The following is a 26,188-nucleotide window of genomic DNA, read 5'->3' on the forward strand; positions in this document are numbered from 1 at the left end:
ACAGGTCATCCATCTGAATGCGAGGTCGGCGGTATGAGCAGTCTTCTGAAGCTGGAAAATATCTGTAAGCGCTACCCGGGGGTGCAAGCCCTCAAGGCGATCAACCTGGAAGTGCAGCGCGGCGAGATTCATGCCTTGCTCGGGGAAAACGGTGCAGGAAAATCGACCTTGATGAAGATCCTTGGCGGGGTCGAGCACCAGGACGAAGGGCAGATCCTGATCGACGGCGAGGCCCGGCAGTTCGCGACGTACCGTGATGCGATTGCCGCCGGTATCGGCATCGTGTTCCAGGAATTCAGCCTGATTCCCTACCTCACGGCAGTGGAAAATATCTTCCTCGGCCATGAGCTGAGCAACCGCTTCGGCCTGTTGCGCAAGGGCGAAATGATCGAGGCGAGCGAGGCGTTGTTCAAGCGCCTCGGCGTCAGCATTGACCTACAATGCGCGGTCAAGCACCTGAGTGTGGCCGAGCAGCAGTTCGTCGAGATCGCCAAGGCCCTGGCCCTGGATGCGCGGCTGCTGGTGCTCGACGAACCCACCGCCACGCTGACGCCGAGCGAAGCCGAGCTGCTGTTCGAGATCATGCGTGAGCTCAAGCGCCAGGGCGTGGCGGTGATTTTTATCTCCCATCACCTGGAGGAAATTTTCCAGGTGTGCGACCGCATCAGCGTGCTGCGCGACGGCGGCAATGTGGGCGTCACCGATGTGGCCGACAGCGATATCGACCGCCTGGTGGAAATGATGGTCGGCCGCCGCCTGGAGTGCAGTTTTCCGGCCAAGCCCACCCGCGAACGCGGGCCGCTGTTGCTGGAGGTCAAGGACATCCAACTGGTGCGCAACGGTCCCCATAACCATTTTGAATTGCACAAGGGCGAGATTCTCGGCTTTGCCGGCCTGGTGGGTTCCGGGCGTACGGAATTGGCGCTGGGCATGATGGGCGCGCTGCCGTCGGTGAGCAAAGACGTATGGCTGCGGGGCGAAAAAATCACCCTCGACGACCCGGCCCAGGCCTTGGCCCACGGTATCGGCCTGCTGCCGGAAAGCCGCAAGACCGAAGGGCTGATCACTGATTTCAGCATTCGCGAAAACATCTCCCTCAACAACCTGCCCAAATACCAGAACGCCAGCGGCCTGATCGACAAAGACAAGGAATGTGCCAGCGTCGAAGCGCTGATGCGCCAGCTGTCGATCAAGGCCCCCAGCGGCGAGAGCCGGGTGTTCAACCTCAGCGGCGGCAACCAGCAGAAAGTCGTGATTGCCCGCTGGATCAACCATCACTGCGACGTGCTGGTGTTCGACGAACCCACCCGTGGCATCGACGTCGGGGCCAAGGCACAGATCTACGCGCTGATGCGCAGCCTCACCGAACAAGGCTACGCAATCATCATGATTTCCTCGGAGCTGCCGGAAGTCATCGGCATGTGCGACCGCGTCGCCGTGTTCCACAAGGGCGCCATCGTCAAGGTACTGGAAGCGTCCGCCGTCAATCCTCAAGAGGTCATGCGCCATGCAACAGGGGGCTCAAGTGAATATGTCCATTAATGCCGTGACGCCTGGCCGGCTGCGCCTGAACCTGGCGCGGCTGATTCGCTCACCGGCGTTTTATCCCTTTGTCGGGCTGCTGGTGGTGACGTTGGTGATGATCTTCGCCAGCGATAACTTCCTGACGGCCAACAACCTGTCGAACATCGCGCGCCAGGTGTCGATCAACGCGATTATCGCGGTGGGCATGACCTGCGTGATTCTCACCGGCGGCATCGATTTGTCGGTGGGGCCGGTGATGGCGCTGTCCGGCACCCTGACCGCCGGCTTGATGGTCGCAGGCTTGCCACCGGGCCTGGCGATTGGCGCGGGGATGCTGGTCGGCGTGGCCTTCGGCATCGGCAACGGTTTGTTTGTCGCCTACCTGCACATGCCGCCGATCATCGTCACCCTGGCGACCATGGGCATCGCCCGTGGGTTCGGCCTGATGTACACCGACGGCTACCCGATTTCCGGTTTGCCGGAGTGGTTCGGCTTCTTTGGCCGCGAAAGCCTGTTCGGTATTTCGGTGCCGATCCTGATCATGCTGGTGACGTACCTGGCGGCCTATGTGCTGCTGCAGCACACCCGCATCGGCCGCTATATCTACGCGATCGGCGGCAACGAGGAAGCGGTGCGCCTGTCCGGTGTGCGGGCGGCGCGCTTCAAGTTGCTGGTGTATGGCATCAGCGGGTTTACCGCCGCGATTGCCGGGCTGGTGCTGACCTCGCGCTTGATGAGCGGCCAGCCAAATGCCGGGGTGTCGTTTGAACTCGACGCGATTGCCGCCGTGGTCCTGGGCGGCGCCTCGATTGCCGGTGGGCGCGGGGTAATCGTCGGCACCTTGCTCGGCGCCATGTTGCTGGGGGTGTTGAACAACGGCTTGAACATGCTCGGGGTCTCGCCCTACGTCCAGAGCGTGATCAAGGGCGGGATCATTTTGCTGGCGATCTTTATCAGCCGTCAGCGCCACAAGTAAACCGGTTATCTCCACGCGGCCATGGTGGCCGCGATGGGTTCTCTCATGCTCAAGAAAGGTCCGCACATCATGGAACAGCACAACCAAATGCAAGCCGTCGTCTGCCACGGCCCGAAAGACTACCGCCTGGAACGCATCAGCAAACCCCAGGCGCGGGTCAATGAACTGGTGATTCGTATCGCCGCCTGCGGCATCTGCGCCAGTGACTGCAAATGCCACTCGGGCGCCGCGATGTTCTGGGGCGGCGACAACCCGTGGGTCAAGGCGCCGGTGGTGCCGGGGCACGAATTCTTCGGCTACGTGGTGGAAGCGGGCGAGGGCGCCGAGGAACACTTTGAAGTGAAGGTCGGCGACAAGGTGATCGCCGAGCAGATCGTGCCGTGTGGCAAGTGCCGCTTCTGCAAGTCCGGCAAGTACTGGATGTGCGAGGTGCACAATATCTTCGGCTTCCAGCGTGAAGTCGCCGAAGGTGGCATGGCCCAGTACATGCGCATCCCGAAGACCGCCATTGTGCACAAGATTCCGGAGTCGGTGTCCCTGGAAGATTCGGCGCTGATCGAGCCGATGTCCTGCGCGATTCACACCGTCAACCGGGGTGAGATCCAGCTGGATGACGTGCTGGTCATCGCCGGTGCCGGCACCCTGGGCCTGTGCATGGTGCAAGTGGCGGCCCTTAAAACGCCGAAGAAACTGGTGGTGATCGACATGGTCGACGAGCGCCTGGAACTGGCGAAGAAATACGGTGCCGACGTGGTGATCAACCCGTCACGGGACAATGCCCGGGAGATCATCAATGGCCTGACCGATAACTACGGCTGCGACGTGTACATCGAAACCACCGGGGTGCCGGCGGGCGTGACCCAAGGCCTGGATTTGATCCGCAAGCTCGGACGGTTTGTCGAGTTCAGCGTGTTTGGCGCCGAAACCAGCGCCGACTGGTCGATCATCGGCGATCGCAAGGAACTGGACGTACGCGGCGCGCACCTGGGGCCGTATTGCTACCCGGTGGCCATCGACCTGTTCGAGCGCGGCCTGGTGACCTCCAAGGGCATCGTGACCCATGACTTCGGGCTGGATAGCTGGGCCCAGGCCTTTGAGCTGGCCAACTCGACCAAGTCGATCAAGGTGCTGCTGAAGCCGGTGCTCTGACATGAACTACGTAATGGGTGTAGACATCGGCACGCAAAGCACCAAGGCGTTGCTGGTGGATGCGGACGGCCTGATCATCGCCCAGCACAGCCAGGGGTATCGCGTGGATACCCCGAAAGTGCGCTGGGCCGAGCAGTGGCCGCAGGTCTGGCTGGATGCGGTCGAGACCTGCGTTGCTCAGTGCATGGCCAAGGCCGGCATAGGGAAAGAACAGGTCAAGGCACTGTGCATCAGCAGCCTGTACGGCGGCTCCGGGATTGCCGTGGATGCGCAGATCACGCCCCTGCACCCTTGCCTGATCTGGATGGACCGGCGCGCGGGCGAGCAAGTGGAGTGGGTGCGCGAGCATGTGGACCTGGAGCGGCTGTTTGCGGTCACCGGCAACTCGGTGGACAGCTACTACGGCTTCACCAAGATGCTCTGGCTCAAGCAACACCAGCCGCAGGTGTGGGCCAACACCCGTTACCTGCTGCCGCCCAACAGCTACATCAACTGGTGCCTGACCGGTGAGTTGGCGGTGGATCACAGCAGTGCCGGCAATATCGGTGGCGTCTACGATGTGGCGCAACGCGGCTGGTCGGCCGAGATGCTGGCGGCGCTTGGGATTTCGTTGGCGATGATGCCGGAGCGCTTGCTGTATTCCGGTGAAGTGGTCGGCGGGTTGCTCGAGGAATGGGCGCAGCGATTGGGCTTGCAGGCGGGCACGCCGATCCTTGCCGGAGGCGTGGATGCGGCCATGGCCACATTGGCGGCCGGAGTGACGCGACCGGGCAATCACGTGGCGATGATTGGCACCAGCATGTGTTGGGGTTATCTCAATCAGCAGGTGGACGCGCGTCATGGCCTGGTGAGCATGCCCCACGTCTATAACGGCCATCAGGACCTGTACATCTTCGGCGGTGCGATTACCGCCGGGGCGTCGGTGAGCTGGTTTCGCGAGCAGTTCTGCCAGGCCGAAGAGCAGCAGGCCAGGGAGACCGGCCAGGACAGTTTGTGGCTGCTGGAGCAGAGCGCCGCGAAGATCCCGGCGGGCAGTGAAGGGCTGTTGTTCCTGCCGTACCTCATGGGCGAACGCAGCCCGGTGTGGGATGACCGTGCCAGCGGCAGCTTTGTCGGGCTGAACCTGTATCACAGCCGGATCCACCTGTACCGCGCGGTGCTTGAAGGGGTGAGTTTTGCCCTGCGACACAATATCGAAGCGGGCACCCGTGGGGCGCATTCCCTTGATCCACGGCTGATTGTGGTGGGCGGAGCGAGCCACTCGGATTTGTGGATGCAGATTATTGCGGACATCACCCACTACCCGGTCTACACCATTGTGCAAGAGGTGGAGGCGGCCTTGGGCGCGGCATTGCTGGCGGCCCATACGGTGGGGTTGGTGGATGACCGGCAGATGGAGAAAGGTTGGGTGCAGTTGGAGCTGCGGGCGGAGCCGGAGGTTGGGAATGTCGGGGTGTATGACCGGGCATTTGCCAGCTATCTGGAGCTGTATCCGGCGCTGAAACCGGTGATGCACAGCCTGCAGAACGCTTAAGCGAACACCGATCAAAAGTGTGGGAGCTGGCTTGCCTGCGATGGCGGTGCATCAGTACCAAGTGGGCTAAATGACCCACCGCTATCGCAGGCAAGCCAGCTCCCACATTGGATCTCTATTGGTTTTGGAATAGTTGCCATGAACGCTACCTTCGACTTCACCCACCAGCGCATCCTCGTCACCGGCGCCAGCAGCGGTATCGGCCGGGAAATCGCCCTGCAATTGATCGCCAGCGGCGCCGAGGTGTTTGCGTTGGGCCGAGATGCCCAGGCCCTGGCCCAGCTCGGCTGCGAAACCCTGTGCCTGGACATCGCCAACAGCGCCGCCCTGGACCTGGCCCTGGAAGGCCTGCCGCCGATGCACGGCCTGGTCAACTGCGCTGGCATCTCCCGCCTGGAACCGGCTGCCGCCATCAGCGCCGAAGCCTTCGACCAGGTGATGAACGTCAACGCCCGCGCCGCCGCCCAGGTCGCCAGCCGTATCGCCGCTGCAATGATTGAAGCCAGGATCCCCGGCAGCATCGTCAATGTCTCAAGCCAGGCCTCACTGGTAGCGCTGGACGATCACCTCGGCTACTGCGCCTCCAAGGCCGCACTGGACGCCATCACCCGCGTGCAATGCGCTGAATGGGGCCGTTTCGGGATTCGTGTCAACAGCGTCAACCCCACCGTGACCCTGACGCCCATGGCGCAGAGGGCATGGTCGGCACCGGCCAAGCGCGACCCGGCATTGGCGGCGATCCCCCTGGGGCGGTTTGCCGAAACGGCGGAGGTGGCCCTGCCGGTGCTGTTCCTGCTGAGCGATGCCGCCAGCATGATCAGCGGCGTCAGCTTGCCGATCGATGGCGGCTATACCAGCCGCTAGCCGTTCTCCAGTTTGCCGGCGATTACCACTTTGTCCCGCGGTTTGTGCGGGTCTTCGAGGCGGTCCAGCAGCAGTCGCACTGCGCTGCTGCCGGCCAGTGACGCGTCATGGGCCACGCAGGCAATCGGCACGCCGAAGATATCGGCGAAGGGCAGGCGGTCGATGCCGCAGATGGTCAGGCTGTCGTGGGGGATATTGTGCATGCGCAACGCACGCAAGGCGCCGAGGGTGATCAGCTGGTTGAAGCCCATGATCGCGTCCGGCGCCGAGTGCTCGGCCAGGTAGTCGAGGGTGTGCAGGTAGGAGGGCATCAGCGTGTAGTCGCCGGCACACACTTCGACCTGCACCTGCGGGTGATCGGCCAGGACTTCTTTCAAGCCCTTGAGGCGTTCCATGGTGATGCGCGAATGCTCCGGCCCGGTCAGCACCAGCAGGCGCTTGAGATTCGGGGTTTGCCGCACCAGGTACTGCGCCGCCTCGATACCGCTGTGGTAGTTGTCCAGCACCACGCGGCTGAACGGGCTCTCGTGGATGGTGCGGTCGAGCAACACCACCGGGGTCTTGCCGTTGCCCAGGCGCTCCAGGTAGTCCGGCTGGTAGCTGGGTTCGTCGGAGACCGGTGACAGGATGATCCCCGCCACACGGTAGCCCAACAGGGTATCGACCGCCTTGCTTTCCAGTTCTTCGAGTTCGTCGGTGTCCACCAGCATGATGGTGTAGCCGTGCTTTTTCGCCTCGCGGGAAATCGCCTTGATCATCTCGCTGTAGAAGGGGTTGTCCACCGAGGCGGTGATCACGCCGATGATCAGGCTTTCGCTGCGCTTGAGCCCGCGGGCGAAGGCGTTGGGCACGTAGTCCAGCTCCCGCGCCACCTCGAGAATCCGCGCCAGGGTGGCGGGCTTGACCAGGTCGGGTTTGCTCAGCGCCCGGGACACCGTGATGGTGGTCATGTTGACCCGTTTGGCGATGTCGCTGATGGTGACGGATTTTTTCTTGTTCATCGGCAGGGGGAAACCAGGAGAAAACAACCTGAGGCTACCATGTGCACGGCTTCAAATCACCGGATCCCAGCGCTGCGACCAATCCTTTTCCGCCTCCACCACCGCTCGCAGCAAGGCCAGTGCCTGCTGCAAAACCGCCGAGTCGCGCTCGCGGGAATACACCAGGTACGTTGGAAAGCTGAACTCCGGCGCCTTGGGCACTCGCTCCATCACGCCGCTGTCCAGGTAGCTCTGCACCACCCGCGTGCGGAAATACCCGGCGCCGCCATTCTCCAGGATGTACTGCAACGCCAACGGTCCGAGATTAAAGCTCAAGGCGGCGCGGGCCTTGTCCGGCAAGGCCGCGTCGTGTTGCTGGCGAAAGCCCTGGCCCCAGTCGATATACACATAGGGCTCGGGCCGGGTCGCCAACTGCACCAGGATCAGTTTTTCCTCCAGCACCTGCTCCACCTGCAGCCCCGGCCAGTATTGCGGCTGGAACACCAGTGCAGCGTCCAGCCCCCCCAGCTCCAGTTGGCGCAACAGGTACTCGCCCTCGCGAATCTCGGTGCGCAGCGCATAGCCGGGGATGTGTTCACGCAGGGCCTGGGCCCAGCCGAGCATCAACGGGTTGCACAGGCTGACTTCGCCACCGATGTGCAGCACGTTGCGGTAGCCATCGGGTAACGGCAGGTCGCGGCGGGCGGCTTCCCAGGTTTGTACCAGCTGGTTGGCGTAGACCACGAAGGCCTCGCCGTCCGGGGTCAGGCGGGCACCGGCGCGGTTGCGCACGAACAGGGTGCTGTTGAGCTGGCTTTCGAGGTTTTTGACGCGGGCAGTGATCGCCGTCTGGGTGACGTGCAGCTTCTCGGCCGCTGCGGCGAGGCTGCCGCAGCGGGTGATTTCGAGGAAGGTGCGTGCCAGTTCGATGTCCATGAAACCCCCGGGAATGAATGGGGGACATTGTAGAGCGATGCAGGAACGGAGTGCGATCAAATGTGGGAGCTGGCTTGCCTGCGATGGCATCACCTCGGTGTACCTGATGCACCGTGGTATTTGTATCGCAGGCAAGCCAGCTCCCACAGAAAAGCAGCTCTGCTTTCGCTCTGGCTTTTGATCTGGCTTCTAACACTCCCAGGTTGGCGATCAGCAGGTACCAGACCGGTGACATTGGGTCGCCGGTGCTGGTCTTTTCGCCGTGGCCGTGGAAGGTTTCGGCGAGGTTGCGGCGGATGTAGATGCCGATCAGCACCGCGCCCAGGGGCCTGACGATAAAGCCGATACCGAACGCGGTGACCGACAGCATCAAGCTGACGAAGGCGCTGTCGGACGGGAAAAACGTGTGGCCGATCATCACCGCAAAGGTTGCGTATACACCAAAGTCGAAAAACTCCACGGCGTTACCCAGGACCACGGCAAAAATGCTCTTTTTGCCGGCGTCCGGGGGCGGTGTTTCGGGTGCGTGATCAGGATCGGATCGTGTCAATTGCTCAGTGTGCATACCAGCCCCTCGATTTTAGTTATAGGTCGTCCAAGCTCCCGGCCGTGTTGGCCCGGAGCTGGCGTGTGGGTGGGCAGTTCTTACAGCGTCAAAGTCAGGAAGGATTCGGCCAGTGGTGGATTGCGCCACGCCAGCTCTCGTAGGTTTTAGCGATTTGCAGCAGCCATTGATCGGCAAAGCGTGGGGCGATCATCTGCAAGCCGATGGGCATGCCATCGGCGGCGAAACCGCAGTTGATCGACAGCGCCGGTTGTTCGCCCATGTTCCAGGGCACCGTGAACACGATGTGTTCGAACGGCCGTTGCGGGTCGTTGCTGGGTGAAGGCCACTCAGCGGGGAAGGCGTTGACCTGGTTGGTGGGGGACAGCACCAGGTCGAGCTCGGTGAACACCTGCGCGGCGCGGCGGCGCATTTCGAAGGTCTGGTTGAAACCCTTCACCGCTTGTACGCCGCTGATCTCGGCGCCTGGCGCGGCCCAGTCGCGGATATACGGCAAGACCTTGTCGAACTGCTCGCTGCTCAACGCGGACAAGTCGCCCCACTGCCGGGCGCGCCAGAAATGGTCAAGGCCGTCGAGTTGCGCCCGGTCCATGATCGGCGGGATCAGCGTGACCTTGGCGCCATGGGCTTCGAATAGCCGCGCGGCTTGCTCCACTGCTTCACACACGAAGCCTTCAGGCTGCATGCCCACGCCGGGCTCGAGCATCAGGCCAACCCCCAGGCCCTTGACCGACAACGGCTGGTTGCTCCACTGGGTGGTGAGTGGCGGCAGGCTGGTGGCGTCGCGGGCATCGGGGCGGGCCAGGTGTTGCATCAGCAGCACGCAGTCGTCGACGGTGCGCGTCATGGGCCCGGCGGCGCGGCCGGTGTAATACGGGTCGATGGGGATGCGTCCCAGGGTTGGCTTGAATCCCACCAGGCCACACCAGGCGGCGGGCAGGCGCACCGAACCACCGATGTCGGTGCCAACGTGCAGCGGGCCATAACCGGCGGCGGCCGCAGCGGCGGCACCGGAGCTGGAGCCGCCGGTGTTGTGGGCGGTATTCCACGGGTTGCGGGTGATGCCGTGGAAGCTCGACAGTCCGGAAGACAGCATGCCGAAATCCGGATTGGTGGTCTTGGCCAGGATAATCGCCCCCGCTTCACGCATACGGGCTGCGGGCGGTGCGTCCCTGAGGGCCGGGGTCAGGCGGGTGGCGGCGCTGCCGAGGGGGATAGGCACGCCTTCAGTGGCGATCAATTCCTTGAGGGTCACCGGCACGCCGTCGAGGGCACCGTTGGGCTGGCCCTTGTTCCAGCGCTCGGTGGAGGCCTGGGCGTGTTGGCGTACCTGTTGCGGGTCGAAGGCATAGAGCGCGTTGATCTGCGGCTCCCAGCGGTCGATATGGGCCAGGAGCTGGTCGTAGTAGTCGATGGGCGCGAGTTGCCGGCTGGCGAATTGCGCCAGCAGTTCGGCGGCCGTCAGGGTGTGCAGGTCAGTCATCGAACGCTTCCTTGTAGGCCTCGGACTCCATGACCTCTTCGGCGGAGACTGAAATGCCCCATTCTCCCTCAATCCTCATGGTCCTTTTTGACTTGATGGCTGCCACCGTATCCAAGTCATCCTGAGTCGGCTTACCGGCAAACAACGAATACAATCCAAACATGGCGACGATCTCGAAAAGATGTAGTCGTTTTTATAGTAAGCGAGCTTGAGGCCCGCCATTGATGGGCGGTGTGCCGGCGTCGCCAGTTCCCGTAGGAAACGTCTCCATTCACACCAACGGTCTAAAACGTCGGCGGCGTAATCACCCAAATCACCACCGCATCCACCTTCCCGGGGTTGCCATACCGATGGGGCTCACTGCTGGAGAAGCTGAAACTGTCGCCTTCCGCCAGCTGAAAATGCCGCTCCCCCACCCATAACTCAAACGTTCCGCTCAACACATAACCCGCCTCTTCACCCTCATGGCTATAGCTCTGCTGGCTGTAGGTGCCCGGTGGAAAGCGCGAGTGCAGCATCTCCAATTGATGATTGGGCAGGGGCGTCAGCAACTGGTCGACGATCCCGTCCTCATAGTGAATGCTCTGGCGATTGTTCTTGCGTACCACAAAACCTTCATCCTCCGCTGCCGGCGTGGTCTCGCTGGCAAAAAACCACTGGGTCGTCACCCCCAGGCTGCGGGCGATGTTGAACAGGGCCGGGATCGATGGGTAGGCGAGGTTTCTTTCCAGCTGGCTGATGTAGCCGGCGGTCAGTTCACTCAGCTCGGCCAGGGCCGTAAGGGTCATGCCCCGGGCCTTGCGCAAGCCACGGATGCGGGTGCCGAGAAACAGCTGTGGCGGTTGGTCGTTCAAATGTCCCACGCTACCTTCAATCCTTCATAAATCGCCTCTTCGGCGGTACGCGGCGCCAGGCAATCGCCGATGCGCGTGAACGCCACCAGGCCTTCCAGTTCTGCCCCCAGAGTGTCCACCGGCTGGTGGCCCTGGCACAACACCAGGGTGTCGATATTTTCCAGCAGCATCGGCTCGCCGCTGGCGGTGTGTTGCAGGTAGACGGTGGTGTCATCGCAACCATACAAACGAGCGTAAGGGATGATGGGAATGCCCAGCCGGTGCAGTTCACCGGCCAGTTGATCGCGCACGTACAACGGCAGGTTTTCCCCGCAATGGGTGCCGTTTACCGCCAGCTGCACCTGATGGCCGGCGCGGGTGAGGCGCTCGGCAATGCCCGGGCCGATCCAGTCGCAACGCCAGTCCACCACGACCACCGAACGGCCCAGCGGGACCTCGTCGCGCAGCACTTGCCAGGCGTCCACCACCTGTAACTCGCCGCCGCGTTCGAAGGCCGGCCAGTAGGGCTCGGCGCCGGTGGCGATGATCACCAGCTCGGGTTGTTCGCGTTCCACCAAGGCACGGTCGACGCGGGTATTGCGCACCACGCGAACCCCGGCCAGTTCCATCTCGCGCTGCAGGTTGGTACTGGCGCCGCCGAACTCGCTGCGCCGTGGCAGTAACTGTGCGAGGAGCACCTGGCCGCCCAGTTGAGCGCTGGCTTCATACAAGGTCACCTCATGCCCGCGTTGTGCCGCCACCGCCGCGGCTTTCATCCCTGCCGGGCCGCCGCCGACGACCATCATCCGCTTGCGTCGCAATGCCGCTTGCAATTGGCCAAACTGCAATTCGCGGCCGGTCTCGGGGTGCTGGATGCAGGAGATCGGCAAGCCTTTGTGGAAGTGGCCGATGCAGGCCTGATTGCAGGCGATGCACGCCCGTACATCCTCGGCCTGGCCGCTTGAGGTTTTGGCCGGCATTCGCGGGTCGCAGATCAGCGCGCGGGTCATGCCGCACACATCGGCCTGGCCGCGCTGCAGCATCAGCTCGGCCTCCTGGGGCTGGTTGATGCGCCCGGTGACGAACAATGGAATCGACAGGCTGGCCTTGAACGTTGCGGCTTCTGTCGCCAGGTACGCCGGGGCAATGGCCATGGGCGGCACGATATGGATCGCGCCGCCGAGGGAGGCCGAGGTGCCGGCGACGATGTGCACATAATCCAGCTGTGATTGCAGCTGTTGCACGGCCGCCAGGGAGTCATCTTCCGTCAGGCCTTCGGGGTCGCGCTCATCCGCAGAGATGCGTAGGCCGATGATGAACTGTTCGTCGGTTTCGGCCCGTACGGCGGCGATGATTTCCCGCAGGAAACGCAAGCGTTGTTCCAGCGCACCGTTGTAGCCATCGGTGCGGCGATTTACCCGTGGATTAAGAAATTGCGCCGGCAGATACCCATGGCTGGCGACCACTTCCACGCCGTCAATCCCCGCCTGATGCAGGCGCCTCGCCGCCGCACCGTAGCCCGTCACAATCTCGTCAATCATCGACTGGTCAAGGGCGCGCGGCATCACCCGGAACCGCTCGTTGGGCACCCCTGACGCCGAGTAAGCCACCGCCAGCAAGCCATCGGCCGATTCCATGATTTCCCGCCCCGGATGAAAAATCTGCGACAGCACCACGGTGCCGTGGGCATGGCAGGTCTCGGCCAGTCGGCGGTAGCCGTCAATGCAGCTGTCATCGGTGGCCATCAGCACATGGGAGGTGTAGCGGGCGCTGTCGTGCACCCCGGCCACTTGCAACACAATCAGCCCCACGCCGCCTTCGGCACGTGCCCGGTGGTAGGCGATCAACTGCTCGTTGACCCGGTTGTCGGTAGGCATCGAGGTGTCGTGACCGCTGGACATGATGCGGTTTTTCAGGCGTTTGCCGCGCAGCGTCAACGGTTCAAAAAGATACGGAAAGGCTTGGGGCGACATGGTGCGGATACTCCAGGCGCTGTTGTTATTATTTTTCTATAGGAGGTCAGCTCCAGTAAAAAATCAACTTGTTTTTTTACTGGGGACTGGATTAGCGTCAGCCACATCACCCAACCCGCCTGGAGAATAAAAAATGACTGGGGCCACCGAACGACAGCTGCGTGAAGAGCTTGCTGCCTGCTACCGGCTGATCGCGCACTTTCGCATGAGCGACCTGATCTTCACCCATATCTCAGTGCGTATTCCCGGGCCCGAGCATCACTTTTTGATCAACCCCTATGGGCTGATGTTCGAGGAGATCACCGCCTCCAGCCTGGTGAAGATCGGCCTGGACGGACGTGCGGTCGAGGCTTCGGCCCATGGCGTCAATCCGGCGGGGTTTGTGATTCACAGCGCGATTCACAGTGCCCGCGAAGATGCCCAGTGCGTGTTGCACACCCACACTCGGGCCGGTTGTGCGGTGGCGGCACTGGAGTGCGGGCTGTTGCCGGTGAATCAGATTTCCATGGAGTTCTACGGCAAGGTCGCCTATCACGACTACGAAGGCGTGGCGCTGGACATGGACGAGCAGCAGCGACTGGTGCGTGACCTCGGCGACAAGCCGGTGTTGATGCTGCGCAACCATGGTTTGTTGACGGTGGGGGAGACGGTCAGCCAGGCGTTCCTGCGCATGTACTACCTGGAGAAGGCCTGCGATATCCAGATCGCCGCCCAGGCGTGCGGCAAGCTGATCCTGCCACCTGCCGATGTGTGCGAATACACCGAGCGGCAGTTCAATGAGCCAGGCCGCTCATTGGAAGAGGGCGAGCTGGCAGACCCGGACGCCATGCAGCTGGCATGGGCGGCATTGCTGCGGTTACTGGATCGGGTGTCGCCGGGGTTCCGGGAGTGAGGTAGAGTCGTCCAGCCGACTCAACCCAAGGACACCGCCTCATGACCCAGGAATCCCGTTTCTCCCGCATGGAACCGGAGTTGCGCAAGGCCAATCTGGTGCAGGCGACGTTGGCCTGCCTCAAGCGCGACGGCTTCCAGGGCGCATCGATCCGCAAGATCAGCGCCGAGGCCGGGGTGTCGGTGGGGCTGATCAGTCATCACTATTCGGGCAAGGATGAACTGGTGGCCGAGGCCTATCGGTCTATCACCCGGCAGGTGATGGACTTGCTGCGTGACGCCATGGCCAAGGCGCCGCCCAGCCCGCGGGAGCGCCTGTCGGCGTTCTTTCGCGGCTCGTTTTCCCCCGAGTTGCTGGACCCGCAACTGCTGGATGCCTGGCTGGTGTTCTGGGGCGCGGTCAAGACGGCCCCGGCGATCAACCAGGCCCACGAGCATTCCTACGGCGAGTACCGCACCATCATGCGCTCGGCCTTGGTGGACATGGCCGAGGAGGAGGGTTGGAAGCAGTTCGACGCCGACCTGGCGGCCATCGCCTTGAGCGCCTTGCTCGACGGTTTGTGGCTGGAATCGGGGCTTAATCCCGGTACGTTCACCCCGGAGCAGGGCGTCCAGATCTGCGAAGCCTGGGTCGATGGCTTGCAGGCCGGCGGCCGCAAGCGCTTCCAGATCAAACCCTGAACTGACGATTCCGCGCCGCCTGGACGCAACGTCCGGGCCGGCATTTTCCCCTCGAAAAATATTTGCCGTTACCCGATTGCCTCCTTACTGAACACTCGTTTAGTATCGCCCCATGTCGCACCCCTCAAGCCAATTAAAATAATTCGAGGATTCCATGACTACCGTTCCGTCCGTGCTCACTCAAGTGCAAGCAGGCGTTGCCTGGATCACCCTTAATCGCGGCGCCCAGCGCAACGCCCTGGACATCCCGACCCTCAAGCACCTGCATGGGGTGCTGGACGGTTTCAACAGTGACCCGGCCGTACGTGTGGTGGTGCTGACCGGCAGTGGTCGCAGCTTCTGCGCCGGTGCTGACCTGGCTGAATGGGCCGACGCCGAAGCCCGTGGCGCCCTCGAAACCTACGGCTGGACCGAAACCGCCCACGCCCTGATGACCCGCCTGCACACCCTCGACAAACCCACCCTCGCCGCCATCAACGGCACGGCCGTCGGCGCCGGCATGGACCTGACCCTGTGCTGCGACCTGCGTGTGGCCGCGCAATCGGCCCGCTTCAAGGCCGGCTACACCAGCATGGCCTACGCGCCGGACGCCGGTGCCAGCTGGCATCTGCCGCGCCTGATCGGCAGCGAACAAGCCAAGCGCCTGCTGTTCCTCGATGAGTTGTGGAGTGCCGACCGCGCCCTGGCCGCCGGCCTGGTGGGCGAAGTGGTCGCCGACGAGCTGCTGCACGCCCACGTCACCGACCTGGCCATACGCCTGGCCAACGGCCCGACCTTCGCCTTCGCCCAGACCAAAACCCTCATCCGCGAAGGCGCCGGGCGCAGCCTGCCCGAACAACTCCAGGCCGAACTCGCCGCCGGCTTGCTCTGCGGTCGCAGCGCCGACGGTGCTGAAGCCCTGCGCGCCTCGATGGAAAAGCGTCCCCCCCATTTCTCCGGCAACTGACTTCTCCTCAAAACACCCCTCGAACGATCGACAGGTAGCGCCATGAATTTCCAGCCCAGCCAAGAACAAGACATGTTGGTGGACGCGGTACGCAGTTTTGTTGCCAAGGAATTGTTGCCCCACGAGGAGGCGGTGGACCGCGCCGATGAAGTCTCGCCGGAGCTCGCCGCGCAGATCCGGGACAAGGCGATTGCCGCCGGGTTCTATGCCTTCAACATGCCGGAAGAGGTCGGCGGTGGCGGCCTGGATTACCTGTCCCAGGCGTTGATCGAGCGCGAGTTGTCGAAGGTGTCCTGGGCGCTGCATGTGTTTGTCGCCCGGCCCTCGAAAATCCTCATGGCCTGCACCGGCGCGCAGATTGGCGAGTACCTGTTGCCGTGCGTGCAGGGCAAGAAGATCGATTGCTTTGCCCTGACCGAACCGGGGGCCGGTTCCGACGCCAACGCGATCAAGACCCGCGCCGTGCGCAGCGGTGATGACTTTGTACTCAACGGCAGCAAGCACTTCATCAGCCACGCCGGCCACGCGGATTTCGCCATCGTGTTTGCCGTCACCGACACCTACGAACACAACGGTCGCCAGCGCAACGCCGTGACTTCGTTCCTGGTCGACCGTGGCACGCCGGGCATGACCATTCGCCGAGGCCCCAAGTGCGTCAGCAACCGCGGCTACCACACCTATGAAATGTTCTTCGACGACTGCCGCGTGCCGGCCTCAAAAGTCCTCGGCGAAGTCGGCAAAGGCTGGGAGGTCGCCAACGCCTGGCTGACTGCAGGCCGGGTGATGGTGGCTGCCAATTGCGTCGGCCAGGCCCAGCGTGCGCTGGACGTGTCCCTGCAATGGGCGGCGGATCGCAAGCAGTTCGGCCAGCCCATCGGCACCTATCAAGGCATCTCGTTCAAGCTCGCCGACATGGCCACGCAAATCCGCGCGGCCGAACTGCTGACCCTGAACACCGCCTGGAAAATGGACCAGAGCACCATGACCGACGGCGAGGCCGGCATGGCCAAGCTGTTTGCCAGCGAGGTGCTGGGCAAGGTCGCCGACGAGGCTGTGCAGATTTACGGCGGCATGGGCTTGATGGACGAAGGGCCGGTGGAGCGCATCTGGCGCAACGCGCGGATCGAACGGATCTGGGAAGGCACTTCGGAAATCCAGCGCCACATCATTGCCCGCGAACTGTTGCGGCCGCTGTTGCGCTGATCGGGTCGGAGAACGCTTATGTCCCAGGCTATTCGCGACAATCTCAAGCGCCTGCTGGCGCCCCGTCACCTGGTGTTTGTCGGTGGGCGCAGCATGGCCCGTGCCCTCAAGCGCTGCGCCGAAGGTGGTTTTGCCGGCCAGATGTGGCTGGTCAACCCGCAACATGACAGCCTTGATGGCGTTCCCTGCGTGCGTCGCGTAGCGGATCTGCCATGCGGCCCGGACGCAGTGTTTATCGCCACCAACCGCGAGCTGACCCTGACCTGTGTCGCCGAACTGGCGGCCATTGGCACCGGTGGCGCCATCTGCTACGCCTCCGGGTTTGCCGAAACCGGCGCCGAGGGCCTGGCCTTGCAGCAACAACTGCTCGAGGCGGCTGGCGAGATGGCGCTGCTGGGTCCCAATTGCTATGGCCTGCTGGACTACTTGCACAGCTCGGCACTGTGGCCGGTGGCCCATGGCGGCAAGCCGGTAGAGAAGGGCGTTGCGGTGCTGACCCAGAGCGGCAACTTTGCCTACAACCTGTCCATGAGCGACCGTTCGCTGCCGGTGGCCTATATGGCGTCGGTGGGCAACCAGGCGCAATTGGGGGTTGCCGAGTTGATGGATGTGCTGCTCGACGAGCCACGCGTGACGGCCATCGGCTTGCACCTGGAAGGCTTGAAGAATGTGCCGGGGTTCGCCCGTGCGGCCCATAAGGCGCTGGAAAAAGGCATTCCGATCATCGCCCTGAAAACCGGTGTGTCGCAGATCGGCGCCGAGTTGGCCTTGAGTCACACCAGTTCGTTGTCGGGTTCCGATGCGCTGTACGACAGCCTGTTTGCGCGCCTGGGGGTGATCCGGGTCAGCGGCCCGGTGAGTTTTGTCGAGACCCTGAAAGCCGCGGCCTGCGGTAATTTGCCGGCGGGCAACAGCCTGATTGCCCTGGCCTGTTCCGGCGGCGATGCCGGGTTGATTGCCGACTACGCCGAGCGCAACGATTTAAGCCTGCCGAAGCTCGACGAAGGCCAGCGTGAAGAGTTGGCGCAGGTGCTGCCCAGCTACGCCAACCTGGTCAACCCGCTGGATTTCACCACGGCCATCTGGGGCAACAGCGACGCGCTTAATACGATGCTCGACACGGCATTGCGCACCGAGGCGGATGCGGCAATGCTGGTGCTCGACTACCCGGCGGAATTTACTGGCGAGCGCAAGGAGTGCGACCTGCTGCTGGAGCTGTTTTGCAGCGCACTGGCTCGTCACGGCAAGACTGGCTTTGTCACCTCGGCATTTCCCGAATTGCTGCCGGCTCACGCTCGCGAGCGCCTGCATGCCCAGGGCGTTGCCGCGTTGCAAGGCGTGGAAGATGCGCTGGCGGCCTGGGGCCGGATTGCCGACTATCAAAACAATCGCCGGGCGTTGTTGGCGCGGGGTGAGTCGATACTGGTGCCGCTGTGCCCACAAGCGCTTGAAGCACTCGGACAATCGCTGAACGAGTGGGACTCCAAGCAGGCGTTGCGGGCTTTCGGTCTGTCCACGCCGGCCGGTGTCTTGAGCACGCCAGCGCGGGCCATCGCCGATGCCAAAGTGCTGGGCTACCCGCTGGTACTCAAGGCCGTCAGTGCCGATCTACCGCATAAAACCGAAGCAGGCGCCGTGGCGCTCAACCTGCAGGACGGCTTTGCCTTGACCGCCGCCCTGGCCCATATGCGTGAGCGGATGGCTGCCTATGCGCCAGATGTACCGTTCGATCATCTGCTGTTGGAGTCCATGGCCACGCCGCCGTTGGCCGAGCTGATTGTGGGCATCAAGCGCGAAAACGATTTCGGCCTGGCACTGGTGATCGGTGCCGGTGGAATCCTCGTGGAGTTGCTCAAGGACAGCCGCAGCCTGCTGCTGCCCACCACCGACGACGCGATCCGCAACGCCTTGCTCAGCCTGCGCAGCGCCGCATTGCTGCAAGGTTTTCGCGGACGGGAAGTGGCCGATATGGAAGCGCTGGTGGCGGCGATTCGTGCGGTGGCCGACTACGCCTGCGCCAACGCCGGGCAGTTGCTGGAACTCGATGTAAACCCATTGCTGGTCAATGCCCGGGGCGCCACGGCGGTCGATGCATTGATCCGTCTCGCCCAGGTGTGAAGGAGATGACGATGCAAAGCAAAACCTTGACGGGCGGCCAGGCCCTGGTGCGATTGCTGGCCAACTATGGCGTCGACACGGTGTTCGGGATTCCCGGCGTGCATACGCTGGAGCTGTATCGCGGCTTGCCCGGCAGTGGCATTCGCCATGTGTTGACCCGCCATGAGCAGGGCGCCGGCTTTATGGCTGACGGTTATGCGCGGGTCAGCGGCAAGCCGGGGGTGTGTTTCATCATCACTGGGCCGGGGGTGACCAATGCCGCCACGGCGATCGGCCAGGCGTATGCCGACTCGATTCCGCTGCTGGTGATTTCCAGCGTCAACCACTCCGCCAGCCTCGGCAAGGGCTGGGGCTGCCTGCATGAAACCCAGGACCAACGGGCGCTGACCGCGCCCATCACCGCGTTTTCGGCGGTGGCGTTGAGTGCCGAGGATTTGCCGGAGTTGATCGCGCGGGCCTATGCGGTGTTCGACAGTGAACGGCCACGGCCGGTGCATATTTCGGTGCCACTGGATGTGCTGTCAGCGCCGATCAAACGGGACTGGAGCAATGAGGTGGTGCGCCGTCCCGGGCGAGGTCTGCCATCGGCTGAAAGCCTCGATCAGGCCGTGGCGAAACTGGCTGCGGCCAAGCGTCCGATGATCATTGCCGGTGGCGGCGCGCTGTTGGCCGCCGATGCCTTGCAGCGCTTGAGCACGCAGTTGGCGGCGCCGTTTTTCAGCAGTGTCGCCGGCAAGGGTTTGTTGCCGGTGGAGCATCCGCTGAATGCCGGTTCGACCCTGTGCATCGAGCCAGGCTGGCAGCTTATCGCCGAGGCGGACGTGGTGTTGGCCATCGGTACTGAAATGGCCGATACGGATTTTTGGCGTGAACGCCTGCCGCTTAACGGCGAGCTGCTGCGCGTGGATATCGACCCGCGCAAGTTCAATGATTTCTATCCCTGCGCCGTCGCGTTGCACGGTGATGCCCAGCAAACGACGCAGGCTTTGCTGGAACGCTTGCCAGCCAAGCCGCGCAACGCGGATGCAGCGGCCGAAGCGGTTGCAAGGTTACGCCAGGCAGTCAGCAGCGGCCATGGCCCGTTGCAACGGATTCACCAGGCGATTCTCGACCGCGTGGCCGCCGAGCTGCCCGCCAATGCCTGCATCAGCAGTGACATGACCCAGCTGGCCTACACCGGCAACTACGCCTTTCCCAGCAACGCCACCCGCAGTTGGCTGCATCCCACCGGCTACGGCACCTTGGGCTATGGCCTGCCGGCCGGAATCGGCGCCAAGTTCGGCGCGCCGGAGCGGCCTGGCCTTGTGCTGGTGGGCGACGGCGGCTTTCTCTACACCGCCCAGGAACTGGCCACGGCGGTGGAAGAGCTGGACAGCCCGCTGGTGGTGTTGCTCTGGAACAACGACGCCCTCGGGCAAATTCGCGACGACATGCTGAGCCTGGACATCGAACCCATCGGCGTGCTGCCGCGCAACCCGGACTTCGCCGCCCTGGCGCGGGCGTTCGGCTGCACGGTCAGCGAGCCACAGAACCTGGATGAGCTGCAGACGGATTTGCGTAACGGTTTCAAGCGCAACGGCGTGACCTTGATCGAGTTGAAGCATGCCTGTGTGAACCTTTAGAGGAGCAACACCATGAGCGAAAACAACAACAAAATGACTCAAGCGATGCACCGACGGGACTTCCTCAAACACAGCGCCGTAGCCGGTGCCGTGGCCGCCGCGTTTTCCATGGGCCTGCCGCTGCAGGCCTTCGCCGAACAGGCCACGCCCAAGCCGGGCGGCGTGCTGCGCATGGGGCTGGCCGGCGGCAGCACCACCGACTCCCGCGACCCGGGTTCCTGGGTCGATACCTTCACCTTCGTCGGCTTTTCGGCGGTGTACAACACCCTCACGGAAATCGCGGTGGACGGCAGCGCCATCCCCGAACTGGCCGAGAGCTTTGAGTCGACGCCCGACGCGCGCATCTGGACCTTCAAGCTGCGCCAGGGCGTGACCTTCCATAACGGCAAAAGCCTGACCGCTGACGATGTGGTGGCCTCCATCAACCACCACCTGGACGCCAATTCCACGTCGGCGGCCAAGACGGTGCTCGGCGATGTGGCCAGCGTCAGCGCCAAGGGCAGCGATGCGGTGGTGTTCGAACTGCATTCGGGCAATGCCGATTTCGCCTATGTGGTCGCCGATTATCACCTGGTGATCATGCCCGCCAAGGACGGCGCCGCCGACTGGCAGGCCGGGATCGGCACCAGCGGTTATCGCCTGAAACGTTTCGAGCCCGGCGTGCGCATGGACCTGGAGCGCAACCCGGATTACTGGAAGCCGGGCCGGGCGCACTTTGCCAGCGCCGAGCTGTTGGCGATTGCCGACGGCGCGGCGCGAGTCAACGCGCTGGTCACCGGGCAAGTGGACGTGATCAACAAGGTCGACCTGAAAACCGTGGCCCTGCTCAAGCGCAATCCCACGCTGGTCATCGAAGAAACCAAGGGCGCCCAGCACTACACCTTCCCGATGCTGTGCGACAGCAACGAGTTCAAGAACAACGACATTCGCCTGGCGATGAAGCATGGGATCAACCGCGAAACCCTGCTGGCCTCGGTGCTGCATGGCTATGGCCTGGTGGGCAACGACCATCCGATCCAACCCGGCAGCCGCTTTATCAACGCTGCCCTCGAGCAGCGTACCTACGATCCGGACAAGTCGCGCTTCTACCTGCGCAAGGCCGGTGTCGAGTCGCTGAAGGTGCGCCTGCAAGCCTCCGATGCCGCCTACACCGGCGCAGTGGACGCCTCGGTGCTGTTCAAGGAACAGGCGCGCCAGGCCGGGATTGATATCGACGTGGTGCGCGAGCCGGCGGATGGGTACTTCTCCAACATCTGGATGAAGCAGCCGTTCACCACCTCGTTCTGGTACAGCAGCCTGACCGCCGACCGCATGTTCAGCATCGGCTACGCCAAAGGCGCGGCGTGGAACGAAACCCATTGGGATAACGACCGCTTCAATCAGTTGCTCAACGCGGCGCGGGGGGAGATGAACGCGCCGCTGCGCCAGGAGATGTACAACGAAATGCAGAGCCTGTGCCGGGACGATGGCGGGGCGATTGTGCCGTTGTTCGCCAGCTCCGTGGCGGCCCGCTCGAACCGCGTCAGCCATGGGCCGCTGACGGCGCCGTATGGGGAACTGGATGGGTTGCGGCTGATCGAGCGGTGGTGGCAGGCGTGATTCTTGTGTCGAACGCTATCGCTCAGGCAATGAAGATCAAATGTGGGAGCTGGCTTGCCTGCGATGGCATCACCGCGGTGTCCTGTTAAACCGCGGCGCCTGCATCGCAGCCTCGCTAAAGCTCGACAGCTCCCACAGAGGACATTTGTCGCCTTCGAGAACATGCCCAACTCATGAGAACCGAACATGAATAGCCTATTCAAGCTGGTACTCCAACGCCTCGCCCTTGGCCTGCTGTCGTTGTTCGCCGTCTCGGTGATCATCTTCCTGGCGGTCGGCATGCTGCCCGGCGATATCGCCCAGGCCATGCTCGGCCAGTCCGCTACGCCGGAAACCGTGGCGGCGTTTCGGGCGCAGTTGGGACTGGACCTGCCGCCCCTGAGCCGCTTCGTGCAATGGCTGCTGCGCCTGCTGCACGGCGACCTCGGCGCGTCCCTGGCCAACCAGCGGCCCATCGCCGAACTGATCGGCGCACGCCTGGGCAACACCTTGCGCCTGGCGGCATTGGCCGCGCTGGTTTCGGTGCCCCTGGCGCTGGTGCTGGGCATGCTTGCCGCGCTGTACCGCAACAGTTGGTTCGACCGCCTGCTCAACACCTCGGCCCTGAGCGCGGTGTCGTTCCCGGAGTTCTTCGTCGCCTACCTGCTGATCCTGGTGTTTTCGGTCAAGCTCGGCTGGTTTCCCAGCCTGTCCAACCTGGCGCCGGACGCCTCATTCGGCACCATCCTCGAACGCTCGGTGCTGCCGGTGGCCACCCTGAGCCTGGTGGTGATTGCGCAGATGATGCGCATGACCCGCGCCTCGCTGATCAACCTGCTGGCCAGCCCGTATATCGAAATGGCCCGGCTCAAGGGCATCAGCCAGTCGCGGATTATCTGGCGCCACGCGTTGCCCAATGCCCTGGCGCCGATCGTCAATGTGATCGCGCTCAACCTCGCTTACCTGGTGGTGGGCGTGGTGGTGGTCGAAGTGGTGTTTGTCTACCCGGGCCTTGGTCAGTTGCTGGTGGACTCGGTGTCCAAGCGCGATATCCCGGTGGTGCAGGCGTGCAGCCTGATCTTTGCCGCCACCTACATCCTGCTCAACACCGGCGCCGATGTGCTGTCCATCGCCACTAACCCACGCCTGATGCATCCCAAGGGGTAGACCATGAGCCTTCTCACACAATTGGCCCGGGCGCCATTGAGCGCGAAGTTCGGCCTGCTGGTCATCGTGCTGTACGTGCTGGTGGCGTTGTTTGCACCGGTGCTCGCGCCCTATGGGGAAACCCAGGTGGTGGGCGACGGGTTTGCGCCCTGGAGCGGCCAGTTCCTGCTGGGCACCGATAACCTCGGGCGGGATATGTTCAGCCGCTTGGTGTATGGCGCGCGCAATACCCTGGGCATCGCGTTCCTGACGACGCTGCTGGCGTTCTTGCTGGGCGGTTTGAGCGGCTTGATTGCGGCGCTCAAGGGCGGTTGGGTCGATCAGGGATTGTCGCGGGTGGTGGACATCCTGATGGCGATCCCGCAACTGATCTTCGCCTTGCTGATCCTCAGCGTGGTGGGCACCAATGCCACCTCCCTGGTGCTGGTGATTGCACTGCTGGATTCGACCCGGGTGTTTCGCCTGTCCCGGGCTGTGGCGATGACCGTGGTGGTGCAGGATTTTGTTGAAGCCGCGCGCTTGCGCGGGGAAGGGCTGTGGTGGCTGGTCACCCGCGAAGTGCTGCCCAACGCCGCCGCGCCGCTGATTGCCGAATTCGGCCTGCGCTTTTGCTTCGTGTTTTTGTTTATCAGCGCGCTGTCGTTCCTTGGCCTGGGCATTCAACCGCCCACCGCCGATTGGGGCAGCATGGTCCGCGACAACGCGGTGCTGATTACCTTCGGCGACATCAGCCCGTTGCTGCCGGCCCTGGCGGTGGCGTTGATCACCGTCAGCGTGAATTTTGTCGTCGACTGGATGCTGCATAAATCCAGCGGCCTGAAGGAGTGTTGAGGATGGACAAGCCATTGCTGGAAATCCGCAACCTGCAGATTGAAGGGCATTACGAAGACGCCTGGCATCCGCTGATCAAGGGCATCGACCTGACGTTGCAACGGGGTGAGGTACTGGGGCTGATTGGTGAATCTGGCGCGGGTAAATCAACCCTGGGCCTGGCGGCCATGGGCTTTGCCCGCGATGGTTGCCGCATCACTGGCGGTTCGGTGTGCTTTGACGGTATTCAGCTGTTGCAGGCCAAGCCCGAAGCCTTGCGCAGATTGCGGGGGCTGCGCATTGCCTACGTTGCGCAAAGCGCTGCCGCCTCATTCAACCCGGCTCACCGGCTGATTGACCAGCATGTGGAAACCGCCGTGATCAATGGTGGCATCAGTCGTGCCCAGGCTGAACGTGAGGCGGTGGAGTTGTACCGCGTGCTGCGCCTGCCCAATCCGGAAACCATCGGTCAACGGTATCCGCACCAGGTGTCTGGCGGGCAACTGCAACGGGTGATGACCGCCATGGCGATGGCCTGTCACCCGGACCTGATCATCTTCGACGAACCTACCACCGCCCTCGACGTCACCACCCAGATCGAAGTGCTGGCGGCGATTCGCGATGCGGTAAAAACCTTCGGCAGCGCCGCGCTGTATATCAGCCATGACCTGGCGGTGGTCGCACAGATGGCCGACCGCATCATGGTGCTGCGCCATGGCAAGCGGGTGGAGGAGGCCGAGACCCGCACTATGCTCAGTGCGCCGCAGCAGGACTACACCAAATCCCTGTGGGCGGTACGCGGTTTTCGCACCGAGCCCAAGGCCTGTCCGCAGCAGCAGGTGCCGTTGCTGGAAGTGCGCCAGGTGTGCGCCAGCTACGGGCATCAGCCGGTGCTGCATGACGTGTCGATGAGCTTGCATCGCGGCCAGACGTTGGCGGTGATTGGTGAGTCCGGCAGCGGCAAAAGCTCCACCGCACGCCTGATTACCGGATTGCTGCCGGCCACGGCGGGGCAGGTGCTGTATGACGGCGAAGCGTTGCCGGCGGACTTTCGTCGGCGCAGCAAAGAGCAGTTGCGGCGGATCCAGATGATCTACCAGATCCCGGATACCGCGTTGAACCCGCGCCAGCGCATCGTCGACATCATCGGCCGGCCGCTGACCTTCTACCTCGGCCTCAAGGGCAAGGCCATGCGCGCCCGGGTCGCCGAGTTGCTGGAGATGATCGAGCTGGACCCGGCCACGTTCATGGCGCGTCAACCCCGAGAACTGTCCGGCGGCCAGAAGCAACGGATCTGCATCGCTCGCGCCCTGGCGGCCGACCCACAACTGATCATCTGCGACGAAGTGACCTCGGCCCTGGATCAGTTGGTCGCCGAGGGCGTGCTGAAACTGCTCAACCGAATTCAGCAGCAGTTGGGCGTGGCATACCTGTTTATCACCCATGACGTGGCCACGGTGCGCGCCATTGCCGACGAAGTGGTGGTGATGCAGCGGGGCAGGGTGGTGGACCAGGGCAGCCGCAGCGCGATCTTCACCCCGCCGTATCAGGACTACACCGGCCTGCTGTTTTCATCGGAGCCGGAAATGGACCCCGACTGGCTCGACCATTTGCTGGCCGAACGGGCCGCGCTCACTTCTTGAGGAGTTTTTATGAAGGTGTTGATTGTCCATGCCCATCCCGAGCCGCAGTCGTTTACCGCGGCCTTGCGTGACCAGGCCATCGCCACCCTGCAAGCGCAGGGGCATGAGGTGCAGGTCAGTGATTTGTACGCGATGCACTGGAATCCCGTCGCCAGCGCCTCGGACTTCACCTCGCGGGAAAACCCCGAGTACCTGGTGTATGCCCTGGAGCAGCGCCTGGGGGTGAAAAGCCAATCCATCGCGGCGGATATCCAGCAGGAGTTGGACAAACTGCTGTGGGCCGATCTGTTGATCCTCAACTTCCCGATCTTCTGGTTCTCGGCGCCGGCGATGCTCAAGGGCTGGATTGACCGGGTGCTGGTGTCGGGCGTGTGTTACGGCGGCAAGCGATTTTATGATCAGGGCGGGCTCGCGGGCAAGAAAGCGCTGGTCACGGTGACCCTCGGCGGACGCGAGCATATGTTTGGCGAGGGGGCGATTCATGGGCCATTGGAGGACATGCTGCGGCCGATACTGCGTGGCACGCTGGCGTATGTCGGGTTTGAAGTGCTCGAGCCGTTTGTGGCGTGGCATGTGCCGTATATCAGCGCCGAGGCCCGGCAGGATTTTTTGCACCGCTACCAGCAGCGATTGGAAGGGCTGGCGGATGACCAGCCGTTGGTGTTTCCCAAGCTCGAGCAGTTTGATGAGGCTCTTTATCCACTAGCCTGAA

21 protein-coding genes and 1 pseudogene are annotated in these 26,188 nt (G+C 63.1%); 16 read left to right on the top strand and 6 right to left on the bottom strand.

Annotation, left to right across the window (positions count from 1 at the left end):
* The first annotated feature begins 33 nt into the window (after window positions 1-33).
* The 5 genes from LIY45_RS06580 (at window position 34) to LIY45_RS06600 (ending at window position 6,047) form a co-directional block, all read left to right on the top strand.
* Window positions 34-1,542 (top strand): sugar ABC transporter ATP-binding protein, encoded by a 1,509-nt coding sequence (locus LIY45_RS06580; protein WP_226475736.1) that lies wholly within the window; start codon window positions 34-36, stop codon window positions 1,540-1,542.
* A complete protein-coding gene (locus LIY45_RS06585) occupies window positions 1,508-2,500 on the top strand; it encodes a ribose ABC transporter permease (RefSeq protein ID WP_226475737.1) in 993 nt (330 codons plus the stop codon). Before LIY45_RS06580 ends, LIY45_RS06585 begins: the two co-directional genes overlap by 35 nt.
* A gap of 69 nt (window positions 2,501-2,569) precedes the next feature.
* On the top strand, window positions 2,570-3,649 hold the full coding sequence (locus tag LIY45_RS06590; RefSeq protein WP_226475738.1) for an alcohol dehydrogenase catalytic domain-containing protein: 1,080 nt from the start codon (window positions 2,570-2,572) through the stop codon (window positions 3,647-3,649).
* Between the two features lies 1 nt (window position 3,650).
* Window positions 3,651-5,183: an FGGY-family carbohydrate kinase gene (locus tag LIY45_RS06595; protein WP_226475739.1), complete on the top strand. Its 1,533-nt coding sequence runs from the start codon at window positions 3,651-3,653 to the stop codon at window positions 5,181-5,183.
* A 138-nt stretch (window positions 5,184-5,321) separates the two neighbouring features.
* Window positions 5,322-6,047 carry an SDR family oxidoreductase gene (locus LIY45_RS06600; protein ID WP_226475740.1) on the top strand — a complete coding sequence of 242 codons (726 nt, stop codon included), beginning with the start codon at window positions 5,322-5,324 and terminating at the stop codon, window positions 6,045-6,047.
* Here the strand turns inward: LIY45_RS06600 and LIY45_RS06605 are convergent.
* The 6 genes and pseudogenes from LIY45_RS06605 to LIY45_RS06630 form a co-directional block, all read right to left on the bottom strand.
* Window positions 6,044-7,048, bottom strand: coding sequence for a LacI family DNA-binding transcriptional regulator (locus LIY45_RS06605; RefSeq protein ID WP_063028922.1), 1,005 nt, complete (start codon window positions 7,046-7,048; stop codon window positions 6,044-6,046). The two genes, LIY45_RS06600 and LIY45_RS06605, sit on opposite strands and share 4 nt — an antisense overlap.
* A gap of 51 nt (window positions 7,049-7,099) precedes the next feature.
* Window positions 7,100-7,963, bottom strand: coding sequence for a LysR family transcriptional regulator (locus tag LIY45_RS06610; protein WP_226475894.1), 864 nt, complete (start codon window positions 7,961-7,963; stop codon window positions 7,100-7,102).
* Window positions 7,964-8,267: 304 nt separating this feature from the next.
* A pseudogene (locus LIY45_RS06615) lies at window positions 8,268-8,528 on the bottom strand (MFS transporter); the annotation flags it as partial.
* Between the two features lie 94 nt (window positions 8,529-8,622).
* Window positions 8,623-10,011, bottom strand: a complete 1,389-nt coding sequence (locus LIY45_RS06620) for an amidase (RefSeq protein ID WP_226475741.1) — start codon at window positions 10,009-10,011, stop codon at window positions 8,623-8,625.
* Window positions 10,012-10,295: 284 nt separating this feature from the next.
* Window positions 10,296-10,874 (bottom strand): cupin domain-containing protein, encoded by a 579-nt coding sequence (locus LIY45_RS06625; RefSeq protein ID WP_226475742.1) that lies wholly within the window; start codon window positions 10,872-10,874, stop codon window positions 10,296-10,298.
* Window positions 10,862-12,817 carry an FAD-dependent oxidoreductase gene (locus tag LIY45_RS06630; RefSeq protein WP_226475743.1) on the bottom strand — a complete coding sequence of 652 codons (1,956 nt, stop codon included), beginning with the start codon at window positions 12,815-12,817 and terminating at the stop codon, window positions 10,862-10,864. Before LIY45_RS06630 ends, LIY45_RS06625 begins: the two co-directional genes overlap by 13 nt.
* A 133-nt stretch (window positions 12,818-12,950) precedes the next feature.
* Between LIY45_RS06630 and LIY45_RS06635 the strand changes: the two genes are divergently transcribed.
* The 11 genes from LIY45_RS06635 to LIY45_RS06685 all read left to right on the top strand — a co-directional run bounded on the left by LIY45_RS06635 (window position 12,951) and on the right by LIY45_RS06685 (window position 26,187).
* Complete coding sequence (locus tag LIY45_RS06635) at window positions 12,951-13,709, top strand: class II aldolase/adducin family protein (protein WP_226475744.1); 759 nt, start codon at window positions 12,951-12,953, stop codon at window positions 13,707-13,709.
* A 41-nt stretch (window positions 13,710-13,750) separates the two neighbouring features.
* Entirely contained in the window at window positions 13,751-14,389 is a 639-nt protein-coding gene (locus tag LIY45_RS06640) for a TetR family transcriptional regulator C-terminal domain-containing protein (RefSeq protein WP_226475745.1), read from the top strand.
* 154 nt (window positions 14,390-14,543) lie between these two features.
* Window positions 14,544-15,335: an enoyl-CoA hydratase-related protein gene (locus LIY45_RS06645; RefSeq protein ID WP_226475746.1), complete on the top strand. Its 792-nt coding sequence runs from the start codon at window positions 14,544-14,546 to the stop codon at window positions 15,333-15,335.
* Window positions 15,336-15,377: 42 nt separating this feature from the next.
* Window positions 15,378-16,538 (top strand): acyl-CoA dehydrogenase family protein, encoded by a 1,161-nt coding sequence (locus tag LIY45_RS06650; RefSeq protein WP_226475747.1) that lies wholly within the window; start codon window positions 15,378-15,380, stop codon window positions 16,536-16,538.
* An 18-nt stretch (window positions 16,539-16,556) separates the two neighbouring features.
* The gene (locus LIY45_RS06655; RefSeq protein WP_226475748.1) at window positions 16,557-18,656 is read left to right on the top strand and encodes an acetate--CoA ligase family protein; all 2,100 of its coding nucleotides are present in this window, start codon (window positions 16,557-16,559) and stop codon (window positions 18,654-18,656) included.
* An 11-nt stretch (window positions 18,657-18,667) separates the two neighbouring features.
* The gene (locus LIY45_RS06660; protein ID WP_226475749.1) at window positions 18,668-20,278 is read left to right on the top strand and encodes a 5-guanidino-2-oxopentanoate decarboxylase; all 1,611 of its coding nucleotides are present in this window, start codon (window positions 18,668-18,670) and stop codon (window positions 20,276-20,278) included.
* 12 nt (window positions 20,279-20,290) lie between these two features.
* Window positions 20,291-21,877, top strand: coding sequence for an ABC transporter substrate-binding protein (locus LIY45_RS06665; protein ID WP_226475750.1), 1,587 nt, complete (start codon window positions 20,291-20,293; stop codon window positions 21,875-21,877).
* Window positions 21,878-22,063: 186 nt separating this feature from the next.
* Window positions 22,064-23,023 (top strand): ABC transporter permease, encoded by a 960-nt coding sequence (locus LIY45_RS06670; RefSeq protein WP_010173705.1) that lies wholly within the window; start codon window positions 22,064-22,066, stop codon window positions 23,021-23,023.
* 3 nt (window positions 23,024-23,026) lie between these two features.
* A complete protein-coding gene (locus tag LIY45_RS06675) occupies window positions 23,027-23,854 on the top strand; it encodes an ABC transporter permease (protein WP_226475751.1) in 828 nt (275 codons plus the stop codon).
* A gap of 2 nt (window positions 23,855-23,856) precedes the next feature.
* Window positions 23,857-25,476: an ABC transporter ATP-binding protein gene (locus LIY45_RS06680; protein WP_226475752.1), complete on the top strand. Its 1,620-nt coding sequence runs from the start codon at window positions 23,857-23,859 to the stop codon at window positions 25,474-25,476.
* Between the two features lie 9 nt (window positions 25,477-25,485).
* The gene (locus LIY45_RS06685) at window positions 25,486-26,187 is read left to right on the top strand and encodes an NAD(P)H-dependent oxidoreductase (protein WP_226475753.1); all 702 of its coding nucleotides are present in this window, start codon (window positions 25,486-25,488) and stop codon (window positions 26,185-26,187) included.
* The last annotated feature ends 1 nt before the right edge of the window (window position 26,188 follow it).

This window comes from Pseudomonas sp. MWU16-30323 (genome assembly GCF_020515595.1).
In the GTDB taxonomy this organism is placed as follows: Bacteria; Pseudomonadota; Gammaproteobacteria; order Pseudomonadales; family Pseudomonadaceae; genus Aquipseudomonas; species Aquipseudomonas yamanorum.

Coding starts and splice junctions, on each gene's coding strand:
- LIY45_RS06580 (WP_226475736.1), top strand. CDS start 34: ATGAGCAGTCTTCTGAAGCTGGAAAATATCTGTAAGCGCTACCCGGGG.
- LIY45_RS06585 (WP_226475737.1), top strand. CDS start 1,508: ATGCAACAGGGGGCTCAAGTGAATATGTCCATTAATGCCGTGACGCCT.
- LIY45_RS06590 (WP_226475738.1), top strand. CDS start 2,570: ATGGAACAGCACAACCAAATGCAAGCCGTCGTCTGCCACGGCCCGAAA.
- LIY45_RS06595 (WP_226475739.1), top strand. CDS start 3,651: ATGAACTACGTAATGGGTGTAGACATCGGCACGCAAAGCACCAAGGCG.
- LIY45_RS06600 (WP_226475740.1), top strand. CDS start 5,322: ATGAACGCTACCTTCGACTTCACCCACCAGCGCATCCTCGTCACCGGC.
- LIY45_RS06605 (WP_063028922.1), bottom strand. CDS start 7,048: ATGAACAAGAAAAAATCCGTCACCATCAGCGACATCGCCAAACGGGTC.
- LIY45_RS06610 (WP_226475894.1), bottom strand. CDS start 7,963: ATGGACATCGAACTGGCACGCACCTTCCTCGAAATCACCCGCTGCGGC.
- LIY45_RS06620 (WP_226475741.1), bottom strand. CDS start 10,011: ATGACTGACCTGCACACCCTGACGGCCGCCGAACTGCTGGCGCAATTC.
- LIY45_RS06630 (WP_226475743.1), bottom strand. CDS start 12,817: ATGTCGCCCCAAGCCTTTCCGTATCTTTTTGAACCGTTGACGCTGCGC.
- LIY45_RS06635 (WP_226475744.1), top strand. CDS start 12,951: ATGACTGGGGCCACCGAACGACAGCTGCGTGAAGAGCTTGCTGCCTGC.
- LIY45_RS06640 (WP_226475745.1), top strand. CDS start 13,751: ATGACCCAGGAATCCCGTTTCTCCCGCATGGAACCGGAGTTGCGCAAG.
- LIY45_RS06645 (WP_226475746.1), top strand. CDS start 14,544: ATGACTACCGTTCCGTCCGTGCTCACTCAAGTGCAAGCAGGCGTTGCC.
- LIY45_RS06650 (WP_226475747.1), top strand. CDS start 15,378: ATGAATTTCCAGCCCAGCCAAGAACAAGACATGTTGGTGGACGCGGTA.
- LIY45_RS06655 (WP_226475748.1), top strand. CDS start 16,557: ATGTCCCAGGCTATTCGCGACAATCTCAAGCGCCTGCTGGCGCCCCGT.
- LIY45_RS06660 (WP_226475749.1), top strand. CDS start 18,668: ATGCAAAGCAAAACCTTGACGGGCGGCCAGGCCCTGGTGCGATTGCTG.
- LIY45_RS06665 (WP_226475750.1), top strand. CDS start 20,291: ATGAGCGAAAACAACAACAAAATGACTCAAGCGATGCACCGACGGGAC.
- LIY45_RS06670 (WP_010173705.1), top strand. CDS start 22,064: ATGAATAGCCTATTCAAGCTGGTACTCCAACGCCTCGCCCTTGGCCTG.
- LIY45_RS06675 (WP_226475751.1), top strand. CDS start 23,027: ATGAGCCTTCTCACACAATTGGCCCGGGCGCCATTGAGCGCGAAGTTC.
- LIY45_RS06680 (WP_226475752.1), top strand. CDS start 23,857: ATGGACAAGCCATTGCTGGAAATCCGCAACCTGCAGATTGAAGGGCAT.
- LIY45_RS06685 (WP_226475753.1), top strand. CDS start 25,486: ATGAAGGTGTTGATTGTCCATGCCCATCCCGAGCCGCAGTCGTTTACC.